14 protein-coding genes and 1 pseudogene are annotated in these 17633 nt (G+C 57.7%); 7 read left to right on the top strand and 8 right to left on the bottom strand.

Going from position 1 to position 17633, the window contains the following annotated elements; translation table 11 throughout:
- Positions 1-11: 11 nt before the first annotated feature.
- The gene (locus tag QWJ10_RS17700; RefSeq protein WP_150348534.1) at positions 12-1244 is read right to left on the bottom strand and encodes a tetratricopeptide repeat protein; all 1233 of its coding nucleotides are present in this window, start codon (positions 1242-1244) and stop codon (positions 12-14) included.
- Positions 1245-1514: 270 nt separating this feature from the next.
- Between QWJ10_RS17700 and QWJ10_RS17695 the strand changes: the two genes are divergently transcribed.
- Both QWJ10_RS17695 and QWJ10_RS17690 read left to right on the top strand, forming a co-directional pair.
- Complete coding sequence (locus QWJ10_RS17695; protein ID WP_289928475.1) at positions 1515-2417, top strand: LysR family transcriptional regulator; 903 nt, start codon at positions 1515-1517, stop codon at positions 2415-2417.
- Between the two features lie 216 nt (positions 2418-2633).
- The gene (locus QWJ10_RS17690; protein WP_289928473.1) at positions 2634-3974 is read left to right on the top strand and encodes a leucine-rich repeat-containing protein kinase family protein; all 1341 of its coding nucleotides are present in this window, start codon (positions 2634-2636) and stop codon (positions 3972-3974) included.
- Positions 3975-4030: 56 nt separating this feature from the next.
- Here the strand turns inward: QWJ10_RS17690 and QWJ10_RS17685 are convergent, their stop codons facing one another.
- The 5 genes from QWJ10_RS17685 to QWJ10_RS17665 all read right to left on the bottom strand — a co-directional run bounded on the left by QWJ10_RS17685 (position 4031) and on the right by QWJ10_RS17665 (position 9688).
- Positions 4031-5659 (bottom strand): methyl-accepting chemotaxis protein, encoded by a 1629-nt coding sequence (locus QWJ10_RS17685; protein WP_289928470.1) that lies wholly within the window; start codon positions 5657-5659, stop codon positions 4031-4033.
- Between the two features lie 91 nt (positions 5660-5750).
- Positions 5751-6581, bottom strand: coding sequence for an amidohydrolase family protein (locus QWJ10_RS17680; protein WP_289928468.1), 831 nt, complete (start codon positions 6579-6581; stop codon positions 5751-5753).
- Between the two features lie 148 nt (positions 6582-6729).
- Entirely contained in the window at positions 6730-7326 is a 597-nt protein-coding gene (locus tag QWJ10_RS17675; RefSeq protein WP_289928466.1) for an OmpA family protein, read from the bottom strand.
- Entirely contained in the window at positions 7319-7768 is a 450-nt protein-coding gene (locus QWJ10_RS17670; RefSeq protein WP_010796060.1) for a FecR domain-containing protein, read from the bottom strand. Before QWJ10_RS17670 ends, QWJ10_RS17675 begins: the two co-directional genes overlap by 8 nt.
- 201 nt (positions 7769-7969) lie before the next feature.
- A complete protein-coding gene (locus QWJ10_RS17665) occupies positions 7970-9688 on the bottom strand; it encodes an OPT family oligopeptide transporter (RefSeq protein WP_019365486.1) in 1719 nt (572 codons plus the stop codon).
- Between the two features lie 343 nt (positions 9689-10031).
- Between QWJ10_RS17665 and QWJ10_RS17660 the strand changes: the two genes are divergently transcribed.
- From QWJ10_RS17660 to QWJ10_RS17645, 4 genes are all read left to right on the top strand, one after another.
- Complete coding sequence (locus QWJ10_RS17660) at positions 10032-10550, top strand: sigma-70 family RNA polymerase sigma factor (RefSeq protein ID WP_026003902.1); 519 nt, start codon at positions 10032-10034, stop codon at positions 10548-10550.
- Positions 10517-11500: a FecR family protein gene (locus QWJ10_RS17655; RefSeq protein WP_197871337.1), complete on the top strand. Its 984-nt coding sequence runs from the start codon at positions 10517-10519 to the stop codon at positions 11498-11500. Before QWJ10_RS17660 ends, QWJ10_RS17655 begins: the two co-directional genes overlap by 34 nt.
- 128 nt (positions 11501-11628) lie before the next feature.
- The gene (locus QWJ10_RS17650; protein ID WP_289928712.1) at positions 11629-14052 is read left to right on the top strand and encodes a TonB-dependent siderophore receptor; all 2424 of its coding nucleotides are present in this window, start codon (positions 11629-11631) and stop codon (positions 14050-14052) included.
- Between the two features lie 170 nt (positions 14053-14222).
- Positions 14223-14846 carry a glutathione S-transferase gene (locus QWJ10_RS17645; protein WP_019365482.1) on the top strand — a complete coding sequence of 208 codons (624 nt, stop codon included), beginning with the start codon at positions 14223-14225 and terminating at the stop codon, positions 14844-14846.
- A 39-nt stretch (positions 14847-14885) separates the two neighbouring features.
- On the opposite strand, the gene QWJ10_RS17640 is transcribed toward QWJ10_RS17645, so the two are convergent.
- Complete coding sequence (locus QWJ10_RS17640) at positions 14886-15398, bottom strand: ATP-dependent zinc protease (RefSeq protein WP_010796066.1); 513 nt, start codon at positions 15396-15398, stop codon at positions 14886-14888.
- Between the two features lie 49 nt (positions 15399-15447).
- Positions 15448-16609, bottom strand: a pseudogene (locus QWJ10_RS17635) (HD-GYP domain-containing protein).
- Positions 16610-16735: 126 nt separating this feature from the next.
- Between QWJ10_RS17635 and QWJ10_RS17630 the strand changes: the two are divergent.
- Positions 16736-17632: an acyltransferase gene (locus QWJ10_RS17630; protein ID WP_289928460.1), complete on the top strand. Its 897-nt coding sequence runs from the start codon at positions 16736-16738 to the stop codon at positions 17630-17632.
- The last annotated feature ends 1 nt before the right edge of the window (position 17633 follow it).

Below are 17633 nucleotides of genomic sequence, written 5' to 3'. Positions count from 1 at the left end.
ATCACCTTTGCCTACATCAACATCAGTCGCTCAAGCTCGGCTTGAGACTGTACGTGGGCCTTGCAGAAGTTCAGGGTCAGGTCGAGCAGCTCCCGTTGCGCACGACTGCCGCCCAGGCTCGTCCATTGATGCCGACTGGCGGCAAGAAGGTAGTAACACTCTTCGTAGTGGCCTCGGGCGAACAGAGCAATAGCTCGAATGATGTCCAGTCCGGCGAGATGCGCATCAGGCTCGATACCAAAGCCGTCACTCTCGGCCATCATTTTCTCGATAAGCAGAGGCTGGTTGGCGCCCGCAAAGGCAAAGGCCGCGTGCATATTGTGAAAATGAGAGGTCGAGGTGGCGATGCTGCCAGACCAGAGAATGGCCAGCTCCTTCCAGACCTCATCAAATTCATGACTGTTGACATCCTCAAGCTTGAAGCGCCAGAGAAAGCCCACCGCATCTAGATCCTGCTTGGAAAAGCGGTCGTTCTTGAGCGCATAGAACTCCAGGAACGCCATCTTTGCCGCCGCGTGATTGCCCAGCTGCTTGTAGGTAATCGCAAGATGCCAGTACACGTGCATACGCATACCCGGGTTGCGAATCCACTCTTCCTTGGAGTCTTCCAGGAAGTCCCGCAGCTCCACCCACATACCCTTTTCGTGCAAGGCATGGGCAACGGCGTGGATGCCGTAGATATTCGCGGAGCAGTACCGCACGGACTCCAGCCCCGTCGCCAGAGACTCATCGAATAGCCCGCACTCGCACAGCACGAATGACTTGATCGACAGGTAGAACGAGTACAGCGGATGCGATTCCTCCATGTACTCGTCACACAAGGCAAACAGCGGCTTCAGCTCGGCGGTTCGGCCGGTGCAGAAGTCCAGCATGTGAATAAAAAAGAGCGCCTGCACATCCGTGGGATACGCGTGAAGGTGCGCCTGAAAGAGCGAGCGTGCCCCAACGTAGTCGAATTCGACCCATTTGCGGAAGGCGCGCACCACATTGACCAGCTCGGCAGGCATATCCTCCGAGATCGCATTGAGGTAACGGGCAAACTTGTAGATGTCCTTGAGTTCGCAACCGGTAATGGCATCAAAGCCTTTGAGCAGCGAACGAAAGATGGCCTGGGTAGGCTCTTGGGCAATGACCGCCTCGGGCACGCCTTTGAGCGACAGGAACGGCACGTTGATTTCGGGCCATATGGACGAACAGCCGTCGGTTAGCAGACAGCCATTGAAACACCTGACATTAGCACTCATACCCGCCCCTCTATATCCCTATGCCGAGTAAGAAAAAGCTCTGGATAGCGTTAACCGGATAGCACCTGCTGTTGTCGCTCTTATCGTGCGTGGTGTCGGCTGCCGGTGCGTTACAGGGCAAGCCGTCGTTCTATCCAAAGCGCCTATAACCCCATCAGGCAGTGCGCAGGACGTGTTGTCGTTGTGGGTAAGTCCTGAACGATGCGTATAATTCCACTAATCCTTACTCATAGAAAAATGAGTATTTACTCATGAGGTCAGCGAGGCGCCATGACCTTTACCCAACTTGAAATCTTTGTGCTTGTGGCAGAGCTGAAAGGCTTCACTTCGGCAGCTTCGCGGCTGTCCATCACTCAGTCGGCGGTGTCCCATGCGATCAAGGCTCTGGAGGCCGAGCTGGGTGTCGAGCTGATCAACCGGCACCAGTCGGCCCTGGAGCTGACTGCAGTAGGTGAGCGCCTCGTACTACGTGCCCGTGGCATTCTCGGGCTGGCCGAAACGATGCGGCAGGAGGCTGGCGATGCGCGCGGCATGAAGCGAGGCACGCTGCGCATCGGCTCCTTCGGCCCGACCTCTTCGGTCAAACTGCTGCCTGTCATTCTGGATGCCTATCGCCAGGCCTATCCGGGCATTGAGGTGCATATCGACGAAGGTCGGGACCGGGAAGTGGTCCAGTGGCTGCAGGATCGTCGTATCGACATCGGCTTTGTCGTCCTGCCCGATGAGCGCTTCGATACCTTCCCCATCGCCGAAGATCAGATGGTCGCCCTGGTGCCTACTCACCACGCACTGGCCAGCAAAGCTGACGTCACGCTCAAGGAGCTTTGTCCCGATCCGTTCATCATGACCGAGGCCGGGTCGGCACACCTGGTAGCGCACATGTTCAATGCCGCCAAGCTGGTGCCCAATACCCGCTACCACAGCACCCAGCTGCTCAGCACCTTGTCCATGGTCGAACGGGGCGATGGCGTTACCATTCTGGCGGAGCTGGCGCTGCCGGCGGAACGCGGCCACGAGGGCTACGTGAAAAAGCCCCTGCGACCACGGGTCAAGCGCAGTGTCGGATTGGCCCTGCTCGATGAGCGTCAGGCGTCGCCCGCCACTCAGGCCTTTATCAAGATTGCCCAGAAACTCAAGCGCCAGGGCCTGCTTCGGTTTAATACAGACGCCTGAACTGTCCTACAGGCATGCTCAACTGTCTGTAGGCGCTTGATACAACCGCGCAGCGAATCACCATCACATTTTCGCGGCTCACCCTGAACCAAATGACATTTGGCGCCTCTGTTTGAGCCACTTACTTAACCGGCCCAGCCCGAAGGCGCTGGGACGCACAGTGACGCTCCGTGCACTGTGTCAAAATAGCTCATAGTTCAGGATTGGAAGACCGTCATGGATACACTTTCGGATTTGCGAGCTGGCAAGCTGGCCGGCGCGACACGACTGGACCTGTCGTGCGGACTCACGGAATTTCCCCGCGAGATCTTCGAACTGGCCGACTCCCTGGAGATTCTCAACCTCTCCGGCAACCAGCTCAGCCACTTGCCGGATGACCTGGGACAATTCAAGAAACTGCGTATCCTGTTCTGCTCCGACAACCCGTTCACGCATCTGCCCGAAGTGCTGAGTGAATGCCCTCAGCTGAGCATGGTGGGCTTCAAGGCCAATCAGATCCGCCATGTACCGGCAGCGGCGCTCTCACCTTCGCTACGCTGGCTGATCCTGACGAACAACCAGATCGAAACCCTGCCCGACTCGCTGGGTCAGTGCAGCCGCATGCAGAAGCTCATGCTGGCAGGCAATCGCCTGCAGGCACTTCCAGAGACCATGATCGACTGTCATAAGCTGGAACTGCTCCGTATCTCCTCCAACCGCTTTGCCGCCCTGCCGGACTGGCTGTTGTCGCTGCCGCGGCTGACCTGGCTTGCCTACGCCGACAATCCTCTGAGCGAGGCACGCGAAGCGGCCAACGTTTCTCCCAGCGCACCCATCAACCGGATCGACTGGAAGGACCTTGCACTCCAGCACAAGCTGGGCGAAGGCGCCTCGGGCCTCATCTACCAGGCGGATTGGAAACAGCCTTCCGGCCCCTCAAAGACCGTGGCGGTCAAGCTGTTCAAGGGCAGCATGACCAGCGACGGTACACCGCAAAGCGAAATGGCTGCCTCGATTGCTGTAGGCGCTCACCCGAACGTGATCGACGTAGAGGGCAAGCTAGTCAACCATCCTGATGGTACGGATGGCCTCGTTATGCAATTGATTGATCCACACTTCCAGAACCTGGCCGGCCCGCCCAGCTTTGCTACCTGCACCCGTGACGTTTACCCTGCCGAGACACGCCTCTCACTGCGGGTAGCACTGCGTATGGCCCAAGGCATTGCCTCGGCCACCGAGCACCTGCATGAGCGCGGTATCGTGCATGGCGACCTGTACGCCCACAATATCCTGTGGACTGAACAGGGCGATGTGCTGCTGGGTGACTTTGGCGGCGCGTCCTTCCTGCCCACCGATAACCCGACGCAACAGAAGGCTTTGGAGCGCCTTGAAACCCGGGCGTTTGGCTGCCTGTTGGAAGAGCTGCTGGAGCGCTGTGAGCCTGCCGCGGGCGAAGAAGCGACCCATGCGGCGCTGTCTGACCTGCTCGCGCGCTGCCTGAGCACAGAAGTGATGTCCCGTCCAAGCCTGAGCGAGGTTCACGCGCAGCTGGCAGCACTCCAACAGCACCTGAATTAAGCAGAGAAAAGCCCTTCCCCGGTCAGGCAGGAAGGGCTTTGTACACCGGTTGGCCTTTACAGCCGGAACTGCTGCGCCAATCCATTAAGCGATACCGCCAGTTGCGACAAGTCATTCGAAGCAGCTGCCGTTTGATGGGCGCCAGAGCCTGTCTGCATGGATAGATCGCGAATGCTGACCAGGCTGCGGTCCACTTCCCGCGCCACCTGTGCCTGCTCTTCAGAAGCCGTGGCGATCAAGAGGTTGCGCTCGTTGATCTCGGCAATGGAGCTGTTGATCGTGGTCAGCGCCTCGCCTGCCGCGCGGGCAATGTCCAGGGTTCCGTGAGCGCGGCTGCTGCTCTGGGCCATGGACTGCACGGCTTTGTCCGTACCCGCCTGAATCGAGCCGATCATGCTCTCGATTTCACGGGTAGACTCCTGCGTCCGATGGGCCAAACCACGCACCTCATCGGCCACCACCGCAAACCCACGCCCGGCATCCCCCGCACGCGCCGCCTCGATGGCAGCATTGAGTGCCAGCAGGTTGGTCTGCTCTGCCACTCCGCGGATCACGTCCAGCACCTTGCTGATATCCTGTGTCATGACGGCCAGACCCTGAACCTCTTCGGCCGTCGCTTCCACGCTGTCGTATAGCTCGTTGATAGCCTCAAGCGTTTGGGACACCTTCAGTTGCCCGGTCGTGGCCGCCTGGCTGGAATTCAACGCCGCCTCGGACGCTGACGCCGCGTTGCGAGCGACCTCATCTACCGCGGCGCTCATCTGGTTGACCGCCGTAGCCGCCTGCTCGATTTCATCATTCTGGCGCATCACGCCACGGGTCGCTTCCTCAGTGACCGCGGACATCTCCTCGGAAGTCGACGCCAGCTGAGCCGACGAATCACTGATATGACCCAGTGTTTCACGCAGGTTCGACTGCATCACAGCCAATGCCTTGAGCAGACGGGCCGGTTCATCGTTACCATGGCTCTCAATCGCGACACTGAAATCCCGGTTGGCAATGCGCTGGGCAACCTGCAGGGACTGATAAATCGGTGCGACCAAGCTGTGCGTGAGTCGCCAGGCGAGCAGTACGGTAGCCAGCAACGCGGCCACTACGATGATGCCTGTCATCATCCGGGTGCTGCCATATACCTCATCGGCATGCAGCCCTGCATTGCTGGCCTTTACATCAGCTTCCTGTTTGAGCGTGGTGATAGCGTTCTTGACCGCCTCAGCGGCGGCAAACATCTCCCCGCTGGAAAGCGCCACGGCCTCCGTCAGCTTGCCGTTGGTCAACAGATCCAGATAGCGCTGATGGATACTGAGGTAATCGCTCAGGCCTTTGGAGAGCGCATTGAACGTGTCATGGCCTGCCTTGGTCACGATCACCTTGCCGAGTTGGTCGACGTAACCCAGCAGCTCCGTACGGGCGATCTGGATATCCTTCAGGGCATCAGCCTTCTTGGATGCAGGATCGCTTTCCACACGCAGCCGGGAGTTATCCAGACGAATGCGCATCAGGGTCGTATCGATCTGGCCGAGCACCTTGAGCGTTGGCAGGACATTGAGTTCGACCATTTTTTCCGCTTCATTCATCGAAGCGGATTGCTTGAGTGAATAGACGCCTTGAAAGAGGATAAGCAAGGCAAAGAGCGCAAAACAGATCGCGGAGCGCGGCGCGATATTCAATGAACGAAAGCCCATAAAGCACCTGAAATAGATTGTTACTATTGGGCTTATCGCTGCATTTACGGGCAACTTTAATTACCCGGCTAGCCATTAGTCGGACAATCAACTACCACTTGAAACCAAACAATCTGCGAGGTGTGTCCCAGAGCACTTGCCGCCTTGCACCCGGACTTGGGATCAGATTCTCGATCAGCTTGAGGAGCAGTCCGTAATCAATCCGCTCCGGTGAATTCAGAAAAGGCCAGTCCGACCCCCACAGGCAGGCCTCAGGGCCGAAGGTTTCGAGAAGCGCCTGAACGTAGGGATGGGTATCAACATAGGGATAGGCCTCGGCGGAAAACTGCGAAAGCCCTGATAGCTTGACGTACACACGTCCAGTTCCTGCCAGCGACAGCAGGCTCTGGAATCCGGGTTGCGCGATGCCTGCCGCCACATCAGGTCTGCCACAATGATCAATGATGAGCCGGGTGCGGGTGCGCTCGATCAATGGCATCAGTTCGCTTAGCTGCGCCTTTTCGACGTGCAGCTGGGCCAGCATCTCCAGCTCAGCCAACTGATTGAATAGCTCTTCCGCTTTCAGGCAGGCCGATACACCATTCGTGACCACATCGAGCAGGACGCCTGCTACACCGGCCTCCTTGAGCCGCTTGAGCTCTCGGGTACTCGTGCGAGGCCCAACCACGGCAATGCCCTTCCAACGACCAAACCCCAGGGCAAGCCCATCGAGCAGGCAGCGGTTGTTCTCGCCATAAATGGCCGGTGGCGTGACTACAACGGCGTGACGTACGCCATAAGCATTGAAGACATGCTGGAGTTGCGTCGAGGTCCCTACTTCCTGAGCGACGGGGGTATACACAGCATTATCGGCAATGGGAAAACGGGCGGGTTCTAGCAGGTGGGTATGGCAGTCGATCTTATACTCGCCGTAAATGCTCACTGCGGCTCCTTTTCGGTGGCGTGGCGTGCGGTCTGATAAGTCAGGGGTGGAGGCAGGATAGTCTACCGGGAAGCATTACCCGTCAGGCCGGCCGTACTCGTATAGCTAAGACTGGCGAACCCTCAAGCGGTTCAGGACGGGAAGACGGTCATCGGATGATGACCTCTACCCGGCGATTGCGCAGCTCTGCCGTATTGGGCGGCGTTTGGATCAGCAGGTTCTCCTCGCCATGGGAGGCGACTGTCAGATCCAGCAAGTCGAGATGCCGGGCCTGCAACTGGCGGGCAATCAGCTGGGCACGCTGCAAACCCACCTTTTCATTGATCGAGGCACTGCCCAGGGTATCGGTATGCCCGATAATGGAGACGGCCGCAGGCGTGCGTTTACGCAGCGTATCGACAATGCGCTGCAGCGTGTCCTGTGACTCATCAGTGAGCCGGTTGCTGGCACCCTCAAAATACAACATGTAATACACCGGAAGCGTCGGCTGGGCTGCCAGCGCGGGGGTAAAGTCCATCAGGATCTGCTTGGGCGGCAGGGTAAAGGTCCGCCCCGGCGCCTCCTTGTCGAGGCTGACAGCCTGCTGGGTTCTGTCGATCTGGGTCGTGCCTGTGGGCGTCGTGACCGTGACATCTCGCGTCTGGCCATAAGGGCTATCCACCAGCACTACATAGGACTTGGAACTACACCCCGCCAGCCACACGGCCAACAACAACCACACACCTTGGCGAAACGCTTTACTCATGGTCGACCTTGGCCATGAACTGGGCGCTGCGCGAGGCAATGGTTCCGTGAGGCGTGAGAATCTCGACTGCCTCGGGCTTGAGCCTAGCAATGCTCCCCGCCACGTAATTCAATGTGCCTTGCTTGAGTCTTGCAGCCAGCTTCAAGGCCCCCTTGGCTGGAGCAAACGCAAAGGCCTCGAGCGTGAACGTCGATTGCGGCCCGAACGACATGACAGACCCGTCCTCAAGTGTAATCCCGAAGGAGCCGTCGTCTCCGGCCTCGAAGGTGCTACCCACGTTCACCGGCGTGCCCACCTTGATCGCGACAGGCTTTCCCTTGAGAGTGGTGGTCACGCTGCCCTGTACGGTCATGACATAACCTACCGGCCTGGGCGCGCCGTGGGCAGGCCATGCCGCCAAAAGGCCCGAAAGGCAGAGAACGAGCCACGCATTCTTGTTCATGAGCGTTGACTTTGAAGTCCGTATCGCACCACGCCTGGCCCTGGCGTCCTTTCTCTGCTCCGTTTCCCTGAGCGTTCCGTGCAATCGCTGTATACATACCGATAACCGTTACGTTAGTTCAAAACGTGCGGGCCATCGGACTAAAAATGCGATGCAGTCCAAACTGCCAGATACTGACCCTCCTCCAGTGCCTGACAGGTATTACAGGTTGTGCAGCAGCTGCCAGAGCGAGACGCCAATGCCCGTAATGCTTTCCCCTGCAATCAGGCCTGCTGCCGCTGCAATGGCAAACCGTTCGGTCAGTCCGCGCCAGCGCAGTCCGGCAGTCCAGGTCAGGATTGCGCCCAGGGCCATCATCAAGGAGATCGAAGCCGGCAGAATAAACGCCAACCCCAGCGCCGCGGCACTGGGCAGGTAACGCGCCAGCCGATCCTTGGCACAGGCATCCAATACGCCCAGGGCCACGCCTGCAACAGCAGCTATCAGCATGGCCCACTGAATGCTGGCAGAAAGTGAGTCCAGGCCCGAGGTCAGCGTCTGCGCTACGGCCTTCCAGGTCGCCACGGCCGGAGCAGGCCATTCCTGCGTGAGCAACATGGTTTGCGGATCTGGAATAAGCGTCTGGTAGACCAGCACCCCGACCACACTACCTATCGCAATCCCTAGGCATTGAGCGATCACCTGCTTGGAGGGAGTCGCCCCGATGGTATGGCCTACCTTGAAGTCATTCATCAAGTCCGTGCATTGTCCGGCTGCGCCACCGGCCGTGTTGGCACTCATCAGGTTGATGGGAACCTGCCCCGGCGCCACGATGCCAAAGCTCAGCTGCGACAGCTGCCCGATGGCACCGATTGGAGGAATGCCGGTTGCTCCCACGACACGTGCAGCCACAGCTGCCAGGCACAGCGCCAGCGGAATGGTCAACAAGGCCATGAACCAATCAATGCCAAACAGGGCCGCCTGTAGCATGATGATCAATCCGATGGCTAACGCCAGACCTGCCAGCGGGCCGGGTTTTGGCCGCTGCCAGACAGTGGAGGTCTCTGCCGAGCGGGATTTCCCCAACGTTCTTACCTGCAGTACACGCAAGGCCAGAGACGACAAGGTCGAAGTCACCATGATCGTCACCCCAGGCCACACCAGCCATTCCACCAGCGTTGCGAACTGCGGCCCCTCGCTGCCAGGCGCAAGCTCTACCAACCCGTGCGCCAGCAGCCACGGCGCTATGCCACCCCAGGCCAGGGCCGCGCCCAGAAGGAGCGTCAACCCGACGCGCAGCCCGATGATGCCGCCAAACCCGACCAGTAGCAGCGACGGATCGAAGGTAAAGGTCAGTCGCTCCAGATGCGCCGTGGGCGACCAGCGAGGAAAGGTCCAGTAAAACGTATCGACAGCCTTGACCAGCCCGGAGAACACGGCCGTTCCAAACAGCACCCACAGGCGCCGCATGGCTTCCTGTCCGTGGGTATAGATATGGGTCATGGTTTCCAGCGTGGCCATGCCTTCAGGAAACTTGAGATTGCCATCGGTAATCAGTGATGGCCTTAAATACCAGGCGATCCATATGCCCAGAAAGCTGACCGAAAAGACCCAGGCCATCATCGGAACGGCATCCAGCTGCTCGCCGGTCAGCAGTGTGTAGGCTGGAATCGGCGCTACCAGTCCACCTGAAATAATGGACGCCGCCGCCGAGGCGACGGTCTGGTTGATATTGCTCTCATGCAATGTCCAGGCAGGCCAGTGCCGGTTACGGACCAGCAGCCCCTGCCAGAAGCCAAAGCCCACCAGCAGCGCGATGATCGACATGTTGAATGACCAGCCGATCTTGAGCCCGGCATAGACATTGGAGGGAGTTAGCACGATGCCTAACACCAGGCCGGTCAAGACAGCGCGCAGGCTCAGCTCGCGCTCTACCTTCATGGGCGTTCCCCGGCAGATGCTGCTCGCTGAACGATGCACAGAAAGGGGCTATTAACAGGAGGAAAATTCAAAGCAATCACACCAGATCCTTATTGTATTGGTGGGGTGTGCAGCACTTTGTCCCTCGGAATCGCCAAAGCGCTCAAAACAACGACCATGAAAAACCGGTCAAGGTCCCTACCCGCTCCCAAATTGGCCGTCACGGGCACCTTGTATATGGATTGCTCACTTAAATTATCCTGTTCAAGGCAAGATCCGTGCTTTTCGCTGGTCTTTACCGCGGCTCGCCTGATCTTTAGAATACGTGAGAATGGTTCTCATTTTTCCATTTGCGGAAATGTTCATGACGACGGGCGAAATAAAGGCAGCTCCTGGGTTGAACGTGCTGTACCGTGACCACGGCGACTGGCTGACAGGCTGGCTGCGCAGGCAGACAGGGTGTAGCCAGCGGGCTGAAGACCTGCGGCAGGACACCTTCGTACGGCTGCTGACCAGGCCTGAACTGCCTGCCATGCGCGAACCGCGGGCTTTTCTGACCCAGATTGCCAAAGGCCTCCTGATTGATCATTACCGCCGCGCCAGCCTTGAGCGCAGCTATCTTGAGGCCCTGTCCACACTGGCAGACGAGCATTACCCCTCCGCTGAAGCCCTGGCTTCGATTATCGAGGCTTTGGCGGAGCTTGATCGCCTGCTCGGCAAACTTTCCAGCAAGGCTCGAGCGGCCTTTCTATATAATCGCCTCGACGGCTTGACCCACTCTGAAATTGCCGAGCGCCTGGGCGTATCGGTTCCACGGGTTCGCCAATATATTGCTCAAGGGCTACGGCAATGCTATGTGGCCCTCTACGGGGAACCAGTGTGAATGTAAGACCTGTGAGCCGTCAGGTTCTGGATCAGGCGATAGACTGGCAAGTACGCTTGGAAATGGGAGAAACCAGCCAGGAACAGCTAAACGCCCTACAGACTTGGCTTGCCGAGCATGCTGAACACCGCCGTGCCTGGGAGCAGCTGAACGGCATCAATCAGCGTCTGCGCATTGCAGAACAACCCGCTGCGCGAAATGCCCTGTTGCAGCCCTCTGCCAACGGGGGGCGGCGCCTGGGTCGTAGCACGTTAGTCATCGCCCTTGCGGGCCTTCTGAGCCTTATTGCGGTAAACCGTCATGTCCCGGTGCGTTACGCCCTGGCTGATAACGTAACCGCCACGGGGGAACAGCGCACGCTGATGCTGCCTGATCAAACCCGCATTGTGCTGGCGGGTCGTAGTGCCTTGAATGTTCGCTTCGATGAGCAGGAGCGTCGGGTAATTCTCCTGGCAGGAGAAGCCTTTATCGAAACCGGGCACGACACCGCCAGTCGTCCGTTCATCGTAGAAACCCAGGCCGGACGAATGCGGGCACTGGGTACGCGCTTTCTCGTGGAAGAGGAATCACGCGGCTCGCGTTTGACGGTCCTGCAATCGGCTGTAGCGGCACAGCCGCGCTTTGGCCTTGGCGAGGCGGTCATTCCCCAGGGCGAGCAGGTTCTCATGATGGCGGACCGGCTGGATGAGCTCAAAGATGCACCAGCCAATGCCGACGCCTGGACTCACGGCATGCTGGCGGTCGATAACCAACCCCTGAGCGATGTCGTGGCGGCATTAAGTCACGAGCGCACAGGACTCATCACCCTTGATCCGGCCATTGCCACGTTACGGGTAACGGGCACCTTTCCTCTGCACGATGCTGACCAGGCTCTGCGTGCCCTCGCCCTCAATACACCGATACGAATCGAGCAACACACGCGCTGGTGGCTAGCCGTCAAACCCCGTTAACCAACGGGGTTTCAGCACGACACGCTTGTTTTCTGCGTTTTTCTATCTTCGTTATTCAAAAATATTCCAAGACGGCTCTATCACTTTGCCATTCTCATTCGGCAATGAAACGAATTCGCATTCGCCTCTTGGAGAGAGCCATGTCGTCGCTGTTCCGTCCTTCCTTGCTTGCCGCTGCACTTGTTTTAGGCCATGTCACGTTAGTCCACGCCCAGACGGCCACCGCTGAGCGCACCTACCAACTCCCCGCTGCGCCTCTGGCCAGCACGCTGAACCGTATCGCCAGCGAAGCGGGTCTGACCCTGAGCCTTGACCCTTCGGTGGCCTCCGGGCGTACGTCGAATCCGGTCAACGGCCGCTACGTAGCGACCGAGGCCCTGCGCGAGGCCCTGCAGGGAACCGGGCTTGAGCTGACCGAACGCGAACCCGGCGTCTACACCGTACGCGTATTGCCAGCACCGGGCGACACCTTGAGCATGGCATCAACCACCATTACCGCCGGTGAGTTGGAAAATGCCTGGGGCCCTGCTGAAGGCTATGTGGCAACCCGCTCTGCTTCCGGCACCAAGACCGATACGCCAATCCTGGAAACGGCTCGCTCCATGTCGGTTGCCACCCGCGAGCAGATGCGCGACCGCGCCGTGCATAACATTGATGATGCCGTACGTTATATGCCTGGCATCGTAGCCAGCAGCTACGGCAGTGATACCCGGGCCGACTGGCTGCGGGTACGGGGCTTTGAGCCGACCCGATTCCTGGACGGGCTGCGCCTGCCGGACGGCGTCTATGTCGACCCCAAGCCTGAAACCTGGAACCTTGAACGCCTGACCCTCCTGCGCGGCCCCGCATCCTCCATCTACGGGCAGACACCGCCCGGAGGCCTAATAGACATGGTCAGTTTGCGTCCCCAGGCTGAAACCAGTCATGAAGTGCGTGCCGAAGTTGGCAGTGACAACCATCGCCAGATCAATTTCGACACCACCGGTGCGTTCGATGAAAACGCCACCGTGCTTTATCGCGTGAGCGGCGTGGTACGTGACAGCGACACGCAGATCGATCACATCGAAAACAAGCGCTACAACATCGCACCCAGCCTGACCTGGAATATCGATGACGACACGCACCTGACATTCCTGTCGCAGTACACGCGCGACGATACAGGCGCGACTAGCCAGTTCCTACCTCTTCAAGGCACCAAGATTGATGGCCCGTGGGGCAAGGTTTCTCACCACAAGAATCTGGGCGATCCGGATTGGGAATACTATGACCGCACCTATTACTCGCTAGGCTACGCGTTCGATCATCGTATCAATGATGTGTGGCAGTTCCGTCAAAACGCACGGTATACCAAGAGCGACTTAGAGTTTCAGACAATTACAGCTGGCGGCTCCGCTACTGCAGTCAGCCCTGACGGCACCGTACAACGCAGCACAACCTCAACTGATGAAGACATCAGCCAATTCGCTATCGACAATAATTTCCAGGCAGACTTCAATACTGGCGACTTGCAGCACACCTTATTGCTAGGTCTGGATTATCAGCGTTCGAATACAAACTACACGTCGATTTTTGGCTCAGCGCCTGCGAGCAACATCCATAACCCGATTTATGGCTTGCCTATAGAGCGCCCCGCGCGGTCAAACGCCTGGTATGACTACAATCAGAAAATCCACCAGACAGGCCTTTATGCTCAGGATCAGATTGCTCTTGATCGCTGGCGCCTCACCTTGGGCGGACGTAAAGACTGGGTTACTACTGACACCGAGTTTTACAATGCCTTAGCAAACGGTGCACACCCTAAAGATCGTGATTCAGCTTTTACTGGGAACGTATCCCTCAGTTATGTCTTCGACTCTGGCTTGGCTCCTTACATCTCTTACTCAGAGTCCTTCCAACCAAGCAGCGGTGCCGACGTCAGTGCTACGCAATCATTCAAGCCTACCGAGGGCAAACAATATGAAGTTGGTGTGAAATACCAACCAGCAGGTACCAACACACTGCTAACTGCTGCGATATATGACCTTACGCAAAAGAACGTTCAGGTTACTAACTACAACGAAGACGGTAATCCCATTACAAGTCAGACAGGCGAAGTCAAAGTCCGAGGCGTAGAGCTTGAGGCAACCTCAGACCTTACCCAAAACATCAAGATGATCGCCTCTTATTCCTACACTGATACGGAGGTTCAGGATGGACAGTACAAAGGCAACCGCCTGCAGCTCATCCCTGAACACCAAGCCTCGCTCTGGGCCGACTACACATGGCATACAGGCGTACTAGACGGCTTCGGTATTGGTGCAGGTGTCCGCTACGTAGGTGATACCTATGGCGACCAAGCCAATACCTGGCTGGGCCATGCTGGCTCCTACACCCTATATGACGCTGCCGCACACTACGATCTAGGCCGCCTCGACAAGCGTCTGAAGGGCGCTTCCGTAGGCGTAAATGCCACCAACCTGTTCAACAAGGACTATATTTCTACCTGTGATGGTTATTACTGCTATTACGGTGACCAGCGTAGCGTGATCGCCAACGTTACCTACAAGTGGTAATTGCATAATGTTGTGACAAAGCCGGTGCCAGGCCGGCTTTTGTCCATCAGAAAGGAACCTGATGATTCGACACTAGTAGCATTGAGCATGCATAAGGCTTGCATAACAACCCATGCATCGCGGACGATCACAGTTCAGCTTTTGTTAAGCTTTGATGAAGAGAGTGCGTGATGTCGATGATCCTCTATCACACCCCCGCATCCCCGTTCGGCCGCAAGGTCGTCGTGATGCTGCACGAGACCGACCTGATCGAGCAGGTTGAGCTGGAGATCGTCCAGCAGACGCCCCTCAATCCCAATCGTGATGTCATCGATGCCAACCCGTCAGGCAAGATTCCGGCGCTGCGCCTGGAAGATGGCACTACCCTGCATGACAGCCGCGTCATTCTGGATTACCTGGATACGCTGCATCAGCACACCCCCATGATTCCTCGGCAGGGCCCCGAGCGCTGGCGGCGAATGACACTGGCCTCCCTGGCCGATGCCATGACCGAATCGGCCGTACAGATCCGCTACGAGACGTTCATGCGGCCACCGGGCATGCAGTGGAAGCTCTGGCTGGATAACCAGCATGAGAAGATTGCCCGTTCGCTGGATTATTTTGAGCAGACGGCATTGCCCGAGCTTGAAGGCCACTTCGATATGGCCTGCATTGGACTGGCCTGCCTGCTGGGCTATCTGGACCTGCGTGTATCCAACTGGCACTGGCGCGGAGAGTATCCCAAGCTGGCGGCCTGGTACACCGAGGCGGATCAGCGTCCCTCGATGCAGGCCACCCGCCCCGAGGCACGCTAATCGTTTCCAGGCGCCAGCCCTGGCTGGCGCCTCCTAGCCTTAGCAGCGAGGCGACCCGGACACGTATTTTTCCCTGGGATCAACCGCGGCATCCAGCTTGCGCAAGGCCTTGGCTCCAATCAGCAGCGGATAGCGGAAGTGACTGCGGTCCGTCAGATTGACCTCGATGGTACGGGACACATCGCCTACACAGACTTCCATCTCGATGACCGGGCGTTGTGCACTGGACGGCGTATCATCCTCACCGTCTTCATCGCCCTCATCCGAGCGGCTTTTGATCTTGCTGATTCGCGCCAGACGGTGTTCGAATACCGTATCGTCCGCCTTCTCCGTCGCCAGACGGAAGCTGACCCACTGGTCTCCGTCACGCTCGAACGTCTTGATGTCTTTGGCCGACAGCGAGGCGGTCCAGGCCCCGGTATCCATCTTGGCCGGCAAGGATACACCCAGCTCAGGTAGACGGAATGTCTCGTAGCGGCCGTAGAGCGTCGGCTCGGCCGTCGCTAGCACAGGCAGGCTCAAAAGGCCCAGCAGGGATAAAAAACGTTTCACTCAATCACTCCGGCAGGATCACGGATAGAAGTCTCCCGCGCCAAGGCCGCTATGTCCACAACGTACTGAGATTATCGAATCCCCAAGCCTCGGGCGACTCACGTCCAATGATGCGGTCGTAGCCTTTCAGACGTGGCAAATCGATCACTTCATGCCCGATCGGCTTCTTGTGCCTTGCGTCATAAAAGACCTTTACGGTCGGTGTCAGCAGTGACTTGGGGTTCTGCTCCACCACCACCGCAAGGCGCTCGCTTTCCAGCTTTACCAGCGAGCCGACCGGGTAAATGCCGACCGCTTTGACAAATGCCTGAAAGACATGCGGATCGAAGTGCCCTTTCCATTCAGCCATCCGTTTGACGGACTCGGCCGGGTCTCAGCCTCTTTTGTAAGGGCGATCCGACGTTACCGCGTCATACACATCACATACTGTGGCGATGCGGGACATCAGGCTGATCTGCTCACCGGACAGCTTATCCGGATAACCACTGCCATCGTATTTCTCATAATGATGCAGGCAGACATCGATGACTGTCTCATCAGCTTGCCACGCTGTGAGAATGCGCTCCCCGGCCTTCGGGTGACCCTGCATGATGATGAACTCTTCATCCGTCAGCTTGCCCGGCTTGTTGAACACTTCCAGCGGCATCGTCATCTTGCCGACATCATGAAGCAAACCAGCCAGACCTGCCTGTCGCGCTGCTGCCTCACCCAGGCCAAGCGTTCGAGTAACGGCAATTATCAGCGCCGACACGGCCACCGAATGCAGATAAGTATATTCGTCCGAGGTCTTGAGTCGCGCCAAGCTGATTAAGGCATTGGGATGGCGCAGTACCGAGTTGGAGATTTCCTCGACCAGGCTGGCAGCATCGGACCTGTCCAATTCGCGCATCTTCCAGCATGCCTTTGACGGCTGTCTTGGCGCTGTCGCAGAGCACTCTGGCCCGCTCTATCTCTTCAGCCATCTCAACTCGAGCGGCAACTCCAGACACAGGCGCCTCAGCGATGTTACTTACCTGGGCTGAATCGATATCAGTCCCCTTGCTAACATCGATCCACAACCCGTCGATGTCACTGTCCAGAATGCGCTGCAGCTCATTCGGTGAACGAATGACAAAGTGCCCTTTTCAGAAGGGATGATCCACCCATGGTGCGCAAAATTCGCTCACATACATGCCCAGACGGGCCTGCGAAACGGGAATACGCTTAAGCATAATGAACAATTACAGCCGTTGTCAGTGTCCTAGATAATCCATAGACGCCATTGCTGCCTAAGCGGCCCGGTAGAGGCTCAGAATGTTTATGGCGCTAACGAAAAGAATAGTACTCAGGGAGACTTCATGCGTCATCTGATCGTCGGACTGACTAGCGGCATTTTGCTCTTGATCAATACCCTCATTTTGATTGGCCCTTTGATGCTGGTTGCGCTGCTCAAGCTGCTCTGCCCCTACAAGCCGTGGTGCGACGCCTGCTCGCGCGGGGTCATGACCATCGCCGAGACCTGGGCAGAAATCGACAAGGTCATCTTCGCACTCTGCACTCCTACGGTCTGGGACATACGCGGTGACGAGAATCTGCGTAAGGATCGCTCTTACCTGATCATCTCCAACCACCAATCCTGGGTCGATATTCCAGCCCTCGTGCAAACCTTCAATCGTCGGTCGCCCTACTTCAAATTTTTCCTGAAGAAGGAGCTGATCTGGGTTCCCTTCCTCGGACTGGCATTCTGGGCACTCGACTACCCGTTCATGAAGCGCTATTCGAAGGCCACGCTGGAAAAGCGCCCGGAACTCAAAGGGATCGACCTGGAAATCACGCGTAGGGCCTGCGAGAAATTTCGCGATCAGCCCGTTACGGTCGTGAATTACCTGGAGGGCACACGGTTCACGCCAGCCAAACATGCCCAGCAGCAATCACCCTACCATCATCTACTCAAACCCAAGGCAGGTGGAATCGCCTTTGTACTGGCTTCACTAGGCAAGCAGCTCGATGCCATTCTGGATGTCACGATTCTCTATCCCGAAGGGAAACCGCCCGGCTTCTGGGCTTTGCTCAGTGGCCAGGTCAAGCGCGTCATTGTAGATATCCGCACTCTTCCCCTAGAGCCTTCACTGTGTGAGGGGGACTACCAGAATGATCCCGTTTTTCGTGAGCAGGTCCAGCAATGGGTCGGCGCGTTATGGGCCGAGAAAGATCGGCGGATCGAAGCGCTGCAAAAAGAAATGCGCCAGGAATAAT

Origin of the sequence: Pseudomonas sp. WAC2, from assembly GCF_030403525.1 — a bacterium.
Classification (GTDB): domain Bacteria; phylum Pseudomonadota; class Gammaproteobacteria; order Pseudomonadales; family Pseudomonadaceae; genus Chryseomonas; species Chryseomonas luteola.
The sequence above is the reverse complement of the archived record's forward strand: the minus strand, read 5'-3'. Positions and strand labels throughout refer to the sequence as shown.

What these genes read in the sequence shown, in the direction of transcription:
- QWJ10_RS17670 (WP_010796060.1), bottom strand. Translation starts at nt 7,768, where the DNA reads ATGAACAAGAATGCGTGGCTCGTTCTCTGCCTTTCGGGCCTTTTGGCG.
- QWJ10_RS17700 (WP_150348534.1), bottom strand. Translation starts at nt 1,244, where the DNA reads ATGAGTGCTAATGTCAGGTGTTTCAATGGCTGTCTGCTAACCGACGGC.
- QWJ10_RS17630 (WP_289928460.1), top strand. Translation starts at nt 16,736, where the DNA reads ATGCGTCATCTGATCGTCGGACTGACTAGCGGCATTTTGCTCTTGATC.
- QWJ10_RS17655 (WP_197871337.1), top strand. Translation starts at nt 10,517, where the DNA reads ATGCTATGTGGCCCTCTACGGGGAACCAGTGTGAATGTAAGACCTGTG.
- QWJ10_RS17665 (WP_019365486.1), bottom strand. Translation starts at nt 9,688, where the DNA reads ATGAAGGTAGAGCGCGAGCTGAGCCTGCGCGCTGTCTTGACCGGCCTG.
- QWJ10_RS17660 (WP_026003902.1), top strand. Translation starts at nt 10,032, where the DNA reads ATGACGACGGGCGAAATAAAGGCAGCTCCTGGGTTGAACGTGCTGTAC.
- QWJ10_RS17695 (WP_289928475.1), top strand. Translation starts at nt 1,515, where the DNA reads ATGACCTTTACCCAACTTGAAATCTTTGTGCTTGTGGCAGAGCTGAAA.
- QWJ10_RS17675 (WP_289928466.1), bottom strand. Translation starts at nt 7,326, where the DNA reads ATGAGTAAAGCGTTTCGCCAAGGTGTGTGGTTGTTGTTGGCCGTGTGG.
- QWJ10_RS17690 (WP_289928473.1), top strand. Translation starts at nt 2,634, where the DNA reads ATGGATACACTTTCGGATTTGCGAGCTGGCAAGCTGGCCGGCGCGACA.
- QWJ10_RS17685 (WP_289928470.1), bottom strand. Translation starts at nt 5,659, where the DNA reads ATGGGCTTTCGTTCATTGAATATCGCGCCGCGCTCCGCGATCTGTTTT.
- QWJ10_RS17645 (WP_019365482.1), top strand. Translation starts at nt 14,223, where the DNA reads ATGTCGATGATCCTCTATCACACCCCCGCATCCCCGTTCGGCCGCAAG.